The sequence below is a fragment of the Streptomyces sp. NPDC056296 genome (assembly GCF_042268605.1).
Classification (GTDB): Bacteria; Actinomycetota; Actinomycetes; order Streptomycetales; family Streptomycetaceae; genus Streptomyces.
In genome coordinates, this window is the sequence record NZ_JBHJRX010000057.1 from 20,158 (window position 1) to 27,041 (window position 6,884).

Annotated in this window: 7 protein-coding genes; 6 read left to right on the forward strand and 1 reads right to left on the reverse strand. The window is 62.7% G+C overall.

All coding sequences use genetic code 11. The annotated features are described in order from the left end of the window. Positions 1-417 precede the first annotated feature (417 nt). Positions 418-951 carry a hypothetical protein gene (locus tag ACFCZF_RS32580; RefSeq protein WP_376674696.1) on the forward strand — a complete coding sequence of 178 codons (534 nt, stop codon included), beginning with the start codon at positions 418-420 and terminating at the stop codon, positions 949-951. Between the two features lie 173 nt (positions 952-1,124). Here the strand turns inward: ACFCZF_RS32580 and ACFCZF_RS32585 are convergent, their stop codons facing one another. Beyond that, positions 1,125-1,547, reverse strand: a complete 423-nt coding sequence (locus ACFCZF_RS32585) for a hypothetical protein (RefSeq protein WP_376674697.1) — start codon at positions 1,545-1,547, stop codon at positions 1,125-1,127. Positions 1,548-2,104: 557 nt separating this feature from the next. Here ACFCZF_RS32585 and ACFCZF_RS32590 point away from each other — a divergent pair. The 5 genes from ACFCZF_RS32590 to ACFCZF_RS32610 all read left to right on the forward strand — a co-directional run bounded on the left by ACFCZF_RS32590 (position 2,105) and on the right by ACFCZF_RS32610 (position 6,807). Then, positions 2,105-4,528, forward strand: coding sequence for a glycoside hydrolase domain-containing protein (locus ACFCZF_RS32590; protein WP_376674698.1), 2,424 nt, complete (start codon positions 2,105-2,107; stop codon positions 4,526-4,528). Beyond that, positions 4,528-4,920, forward strand: coding sequence for a hypothetical protein (locus ACFCZF_RS32595; RefSeq protein WP_376674699.1), 393 nt, complete (start codon positions 4,528-4,530; stop codon positions 4,918-4,920). The genes ACFCZF_RS32590 and ACFCZF_RS32595 overlap by 1 nt, the downstream gene beginning before the upstream one ends. Next, positions 4,917-5,579 carry a hypothetical protein gene (locus tag ACFCZF_RS32600; RefSeq protein WP_376674700.1) on the forward strand — a complete coding sequence of 221 codons (663 nt, stop codon included), beginning with the start codon at positions 4,917-4,919 and terminating at the stop codon, positions 5,577-5,579. Before ACFCZF_RS32595 ends, ACFCZF_RS32600 begins: the two co-directional genes overlap by 4 nt. A gap of 38 nt (positions 5,580-5,617) precedes the next feature. Beyond that, the gene (locus tag ACFCZF_RS32605; RefSeq protein WP_376674701.1) at positions 5,618-6,178 is read left to right on the forward strand and encodes a hypothetical protein; all 561 of its coding nucleotides are present in this window, start codon (positions 5,618-5,620) and stop codon (positions 6,176-6,178) included. Positions 6,179-6,456: 278 nt separating this feature from the next. After that, a complete protein-coding gene (locus tag ACFCZF_RS32610; RefSeq protein ID WP_376674702.1) occupies positions 6,457-6,807 on the forward strand; it encodes a hypothetical protein in 351 nt (116 codons plus the stop codon). The last annotated feature ends 77 nt before the right edge of the window (positions 6,808-6,884 follow it).

A 6,884-nucleotide genomic window follows, 5' to 3' on the forward strand; every position in this document is an offset into this window, starting at 1 on the left:
AAGTCCAGTCCGGGCTTCGCCCCCCGCGAAGCCCGCCAGGCCGAGGCCACCTGGCGGGGCTTCCGCATTACTGTCGCGTTGACCACCGTCGACGCCGCCGAGCGACCGCTGCAACACCCTTGTGGTCACCGCACCACACAGGACCAGGCTGGCGTCGCTCCGTCGTGCGACTGCGAGCCTTCAACGCCACTCTGGCTGCGTGGACACCCGCCGCAGACGGGACACGCAAAACAACGGCTCCCCTACCCACCGTCTCTCTCAGGAGAAACAGTGCCACCGAGTGGTGGCAATAATTGCCGTCATGATCGATCCATCCACCATCAGCTTGCCGCATTTTCTCAGCAGGTGGTACGGCGAACCGGATAGACCGGCGAAAATTATTGCATACCACCCTCAGTTGCCATCACCACTACTGACATGGCACAGCCTTGCTGCGCAGTGGTCAGCCGCCGGCGGCATCAACTGCTGACAGTAAAAAAGTTCCTACCGTTGGACGAATTGTTCCTTCGTGACGGCATGGTGATCTTCATGGCCGATCCAGCGGACGCAATCTGGGGTTTCGACCCGTCGGCTCCAATGGACGTCCATGAAGGTAAGCTCCATGAAGGATGGAGAAAACTTCCTGAAGACTTCACAGAGTTTCTGACTCATAACGCATTCGGGGAGGCCACATACAACGCAGCTCATACAACATCTTGCGACTCGGTTCCGAATGAAAGGATGAGCGACGTACTCGGCCCGTTGACGGAAGTCGCATTCGGCGAGTGGAACTGGCCAGCACCTGGCCACCGGATTTACGTAAGCGATACCGTCATTGCCCACGTCGGCCCGGCTTTGAGAGACGGCGCACCGCTGGACTATCCCCTGGGTTTCAGCGAGGTCCAAGTCGGCACCATCAACCCAACAGACATCTCTTACTTGCACGACATCCCAGAAACCGAATGGTTCTGACATTCACCTGTTGCATGACACCGCCCCTTCGCGCCCTGAACCGGACGCGAGCGGGCAGTGTCGTGCCCAATTCTTTAGACCGAAGGATCCGGCGTCGCCCCATCACTACTACAGCGCAAAGGGGGCATAGGAGAGGGCGGCATCGACGATCTCTTCGGCCGTCGCCTCGTCCGTCAATGTGGTGCTTCCGTGCGCAGGGTCAGTGCCGGATTGTCGCCGATGAGGAACTGGCCCGTTTCGGGCATGAGCACCTCCACCGACCACGCGGCGGCCGTGGCCTGCACCTTGTAGCAGGTGTCCTCGATGCTGGTGCGGAAGTCGTGGTCACGGACGACCGAGGACCGTTCGATGAGACGTTCAGCAAAGGCGCCCAGGGCAGCTGGTCCGGACAGATGAAGCCCTGTCTCGCGCAGCACCTCGCCGCGCAGCTGCTGTGAAACTTGCGCAGCAGGCGGGTACTGTACGTCCGCTGTGCCCCCGGCTTGGCGCTGAACGTCCGCGCTGCTCACGGATGTCCGCCCGCCGGTAAAGCCGGAGTCGGCCAGAGCGGTGCCTGGTGCGACGCGGGAACCAGTTGAGGCGGAATACTTGATCAAGTTGGGTCTTCTGCATTCTGCGGACAACCAGCGCAAGGCGCTACACCTCGTTGCAGAAGGTCACACAGAGGGCCTCGGTCTGGGCAGCAGGCCAAGCCGGCGCGTCAGCCCGAACGGGGATGATCAAGCCATGTACTCGACAACACCTTCACGGCGCCTCCACATGTTGCAGATGGTCAACTACTATGCGAGTGCAGGGAGATGAGCATTGAGCGCGCTCACTAGCTCTTGATTGGTTCAGGCCATTCCTTGCACTGGACCTCCGTCGCTCTTGAGTCCCGGTTTTGGTCCGCGCCTATGGTGATCTCCGCAGGGGCAGCGCGATGAAGCTGCCGATGCAGGGGGGCCATCCAATGACCGGGGTGCGCCATGACCAGGGGGAGGGGGACGCGTCGTCATGCCGTACCGCCGGCTATTGCGCACGCCGATCCGACCTTGCGTGCCCTCCCCGCCGAGCGAGGCACATCCAGTTCTCTGCTGACTGCTTGACACACGCGCGGCCTGCTAGCCGCAGGTTCCCTTTGAGCTGACCCGACCGGTTGAGGAGAGTCCGCCACATGGCCGATGAGAAGGTCCTTGCTGCCCAGAAGTGGGTCAACGCGACGTACGGCAGTGTTTCGGGTTATGCAAAGTGCCCCGAGGACGGAAAGACCGGCTGGGCCACCATGTATGCCCTCACCATGGGGTTGCAGCACGAGCTCGGCATCAGCCCCGTCGTTGCGAACTTCGGCGACGGGACCCTCGCCAAGGTCGCCGCCCTGGGGAACATCGGCATCGGCTGGAAGACGAACGCCAACATCGTAAAGATCATCCGCCACGGCCTGTTCTGCAAGGGCTATTGGGGCGGCGACACGGGCGTGGCCGAGTTCGACTCGACCGCTGCCTCGGCGGTCAGCAAGATGAAGGACAACATGGGCCTCCCCGGCGACGGCGGGGTCGTCCAACCCAAGGTGCTCAAGGCCATCCTCAACATGGATGCCTACACTGTCGTGGCAGGGGGGACGGACAAGATCCGGTCCATCCAACAGTGGCTGAACCGAAACTACTGGACGAAGAAGACATTCTCGATCAACCCAGCTGACGGTCTCTACTCCCGCGACGTACAGCAGTCGCTGATGAAGGCGATCCAACTCGCGCTCGGCATCGCTGAGGCGGACGCGAACGGCAACTTCGGACCCGGCACACAGGCCGGCCTGAAGGCGCACCCTGTCGGTCCCGGCTCATCCGGCCTCTTCGTCCAGCTGTTCTCCGCAGCCTGCGTCTTCAACGAGCCCGTACCCGGTTACGGCGAGCCGAATGCGCAGACCCACTTCACCGATTCATGGGATGCCGACCTCGAAGGATGGGTGAAAGCGTTCCAAACCTTCTCCGAGCTCTACCCCGTGACAGAGAACGGAGGAAAGCTCCCCGTTACGGGCAGGGGGGACTACGCCACGTGGGCACAGCTCTTGGTATCCATGGGCGACCCCGACCGACACGCAACCGCTTCTGACACTGCATACACGATCACCCCCTCCCGCGGCGCTCGGATGGTTGCCGACGGCTATCGATACGTTGGCCGGTACATTAACGAGGCCTCAGCAGGCGGCGGATCCAAGATGCTGGAGCCGGGCGAGCTCGACAACATCTTCAAGGCCGGGCTACGTGTATTTCCCATCTTCCAGGACAACGGCAGAAGCCTGGCGGAGTACAAGTGGGACACCGGCTTCAAGCACGCCCAGTTCGCACATGATCAAGCTGTGCACTTCGGCTTCAACCGGGGCACTGTCATCTACTTCGCTGTCGATTACGACGCCACCCAAGCTGACATGCCGCACATCCTGGACTACTTCCGCGGCGTTACCTCCGGCCTCGCGTCCAGGGGGAAGCGGTACCTCCATGGCGTCTACGGTTCGCGGAACGTGTGCGCTCAGGTGACGGAGAAGACGTACGCTGCCTATTCGTTCGTCTCCGGCATGTCCTGGGCTTTTTCAGGAAACCTCGGCTTCCCCCTGCCGGCGAATTGGTCGTTCAACCAGATCAAGGAGTACAAGGTCACCAACGGCAGCGACACGTTTTGGCTGGACCGCGACGTACACCGGAGCGGCTCCGACGAGGGGCAGAAGGACGTCAACCGTGCCGTGTCCCCCGCTGCGGACTTCCTCGCGAACATCGAGCAGATATACAGCCTCGCCCAGAGCTATGGCAAGGGCGATCCGAACCTTCTGGTGACGGACTACTACCGGCAGAAGCGGTACGCGGGGCCCGAGTGGACAAGGCTGATCAGCGAAGTCGACTGGTCGTTCATCGACTACGCCAACAACCGAGGCGCCGACCTGATGTCCGACTTCACCGACCCGTTCACCGGTCAGACCCTGGGACCTCAGCACTTGCTGGCCACCGCAGCCGGACACGTGATCGAGCCGCCTGCGGCCGACAAGCACAAGGCCAACCGAGGTGACGTAGCCGGGTGGGCCGGCGACCTCATGACGTTCTACGGAGAATGGCGCCGCGACAGCGACTCCTACGCCGACGGCTACACGTACTGCACCGAGCGCCTCGGCAAGATCGGAACGCTCACTACCTTCGGTTTCAACGACCTCGTCGAGGACGCGGACGGGTTCCTCCTCGCTGAAAAGATGCGATCGGGTGTGCCCATCACCACAGCTTTGCGCGAGCACTATGAGAAGGCAGCGGGTATATCCCGATTCAGGGATTACGTCGCCAAACGGTTCGGCTCCTCGCGGGACACCGCAGCGGACGCTGCCCACCACATCCTCACCAATATCGATGACCCGCTCGTCAACCTCGGACGCCTCTACCTTGAATTGGACAACGGCGGAGGAAACATAATCCCTTCCCACCTGCTCCCGGCCGACAAGCTGGAAAGATACTGCCTCGGCTTCGCAGATGAAGTGCTCGCTCGTGCCGGGCTCGAGGCCCGCAGTCAGGCCAAGATGCAGTCCAACCATGCAAGGCTGTTCGCAGGCGGTTCTGCCTGATGGATTCCTGGATCTTGGCGGTGCTCTTCGTCTGTTTCGGCTTGGCCTTCGTCCGTGTCCGCAAGGGGCAGCGGGTTCTCAGCCTGGCCAAGGCATCTACCGCCACCGGGACCCTCAGCTACCTGCTCGGCTGGTCCCAGGTCCAATTCGCCTTCCCGTCCCAGGCGTGCCCCGAATTCTTCGACAGGCAACCCGTAGTTCGATTTGACCGTTTCGAAGACGGCGCCTTTCCACTGCACGCCACCTGCCACTGGGACAACGGTGAGCAAAAGGAACTTGTGAGCGGCTGGGTCAACCCACTCCTGTTCACCTGCACGACCGTGCTGGCCTGCTGTCTCGTGACGCTGGCCGTCCTCGCCTACCGCCGCTACCGGAAAGGACACACAAGTTGAGCGACACCCCTCCCATATTCACCCGCCGTCAGACGCTCGGTCTCACTGCAGGCCTCGCCGCCGGAGCTCTCCTCGCCAACGTACCCACGGCCACAGCCGCGCCTGAACTGGACTCCTGGCAGGGCAGACGATCGCAGAACCATTGGCCCGTCATCGACAACAGCCACACCGACACCTTCCGCATCGAAGGCACGGGCGTCAACGTGCCACTGCTGAAGGGCGACGTGGCCACTGTGCTGCTCTACGTGGCCCGCCGATTCGCCTACGAGATCGACATGCTCCGCCCTGGCGACGTCGTGGGCCACACCGACCACCGCACCGTGAAGGCCGGCTTCGAGTCGAACCACCTGTCCGGCACCGCGATCGCGATCCGGCCCCTCTTCTACCCATTGGGAGCGCAGAAAGGCACCGGGCTGTCCGACCTTGAGAAGGTCGTCGTCGCAGACATCCTCGCCGACTGCCAGGGTGTCATTCGTTGGGGCGGCCACGCAAAGCCGGTCAAGGAGTCCCACTTTCAGATTGACGTTGGCCCCGGCGACGCCCGGCTCTCCGATCTCGCTCGCCGCATCCGTGACGAGGAGGCCGGCCCCGGGTCCGGAGCTGGATCCATCAATCCATTCCTCCCAAGCCGCCGGAAGAAATCCGCTGCTTACCTCTGAAACCAGCACATCGTCAAAGAAGGGGACCCCTGATTTCCATGCGCAGACTCACTGCCGCCATAGCCTCGGCTGCTGCTCTCGTCTCCGTGTTGGCGGCCACGCCGCAGGCCATGGCCGAAGACCGCGCCCCCTCAGGCACCAGCATGCTCGTCCCCGCAACCAGTGTTGAGTTCTCCGAGAACGGAGCGCGTGACGCCCAGACGCGTGCCATTGCGGCGGAGGACCCTGCCGCTGTGAGCGCCACCGCATCACTGTGCGGATCCGGGTACGTACTCGAGCACGCCGAGCGACTCCCGGACGCAAGCCGACTCGGCACTCTGTTCACGTACACGAGACACACGACCAGCGTGGCGGGGGCTTGTGCAGTGTTCGACAACAACACCGCCACGGCGAAGCACATGAAGCTGAAGCTGTGCCCGAACAAGGCTGGTGTGGCCTGCAAGGTGGACGAGGGGACTTTCTCGCAGTACGCAGGACCGGTCAAGGGCGAGGGTAACCATGACGCCGGCTGGGGAGATTGTTCCCGGGTGACGGCGATCATGTGGTCGGGCAGCGTCGCGATCATCGACCGAGTCAAGTACGTAGCACCGTGCGACTGACCACGTCTGGGCTTCTGCGTACGAGCGTGCCATCTGTCCTGGCCTTCACTCTGTCGAGCGCTTTCCTGCTGACGGGGTGCGGATCCGACCACGCTGACGCGCAACAGCGCGGAACCGATCAAAGAGATGTCCAGCCGATCGGGGACGGAAGTCCAGCCAGCCCGTCTGCAGCAACCCCCGATCCTCCTGCCTCATCCGGGACGTCGAGGGAGAGAGAAGCGGAGGCAGCTGCAGACGAGGCCGAGCGACAACGGCGTGAGGCGGCACCTCCAGGCGAGGTGATCACCCCTTCGCGAGTCGCAGGAACATCCGAAGAAGAAGACTTCGGAGCTTCTGTAGCACGCAAAGGCGATCTGACGGTGTACGCGCCGACAGCTCACGGAGACACGCTGACCATCCCGGTCAAGGTCACCAACAGTGGTAGCAAGCGTGCCTTCTACCGCTTCACCATCCGGATCACGGGTCCCAACGGTTTCGACCATACAGCGGGCGCATCAATGGAAGTCGTCGGTCTGTATCCCGGCACCTCCTGGCCAACGGAACTGACAGTGCGGGACGCCAACCACCCACCGCCCAAGCATCCCCACATCGTTGTCGAGAAGCTTGAGCGCACGGAACACGGCCGTTGACCTGGCCGCCTCGGTAGCCGCTGCTGAGCACGTTGGGGTGTTGGCGTCCGTGGTGGGGGGAAGCGGGGTGACCGGGA

Bases quoted from the DNA above. Each gene is read 5' to 3' on its own strand.
- ACFCZF_RS32580 (WP_376674696.1), top strand. From the start codon at position 418: ATGGCACAGCCTTGCTGCGCAGTGGTCAGCCGCCGGCGGCATCAACTG.
- ACFCZF_RS32590 (WP_376674698.1), top strand. From the start codon at position 2,105: ATGGCCGATGAGAAGGTCCTTGCTGCCCAGAAGTGGGTCAACGCGACG.
- ACFCZF_RS32595 (WP_376674699.1), top strand. From the start codon at position 4,528: ATGGATTCCTGGATCTTGGCGGTGCTCTTCGTCTGTTTCGGCTTGGCC.
- ACFCZF_RS32605 (WP_376674701.1), top strand. From the start codon at position 5,618: ATGCGCAGACTCACTGCCGCCATAGCCTCGGCTGCTGCTCTCGTCTCC.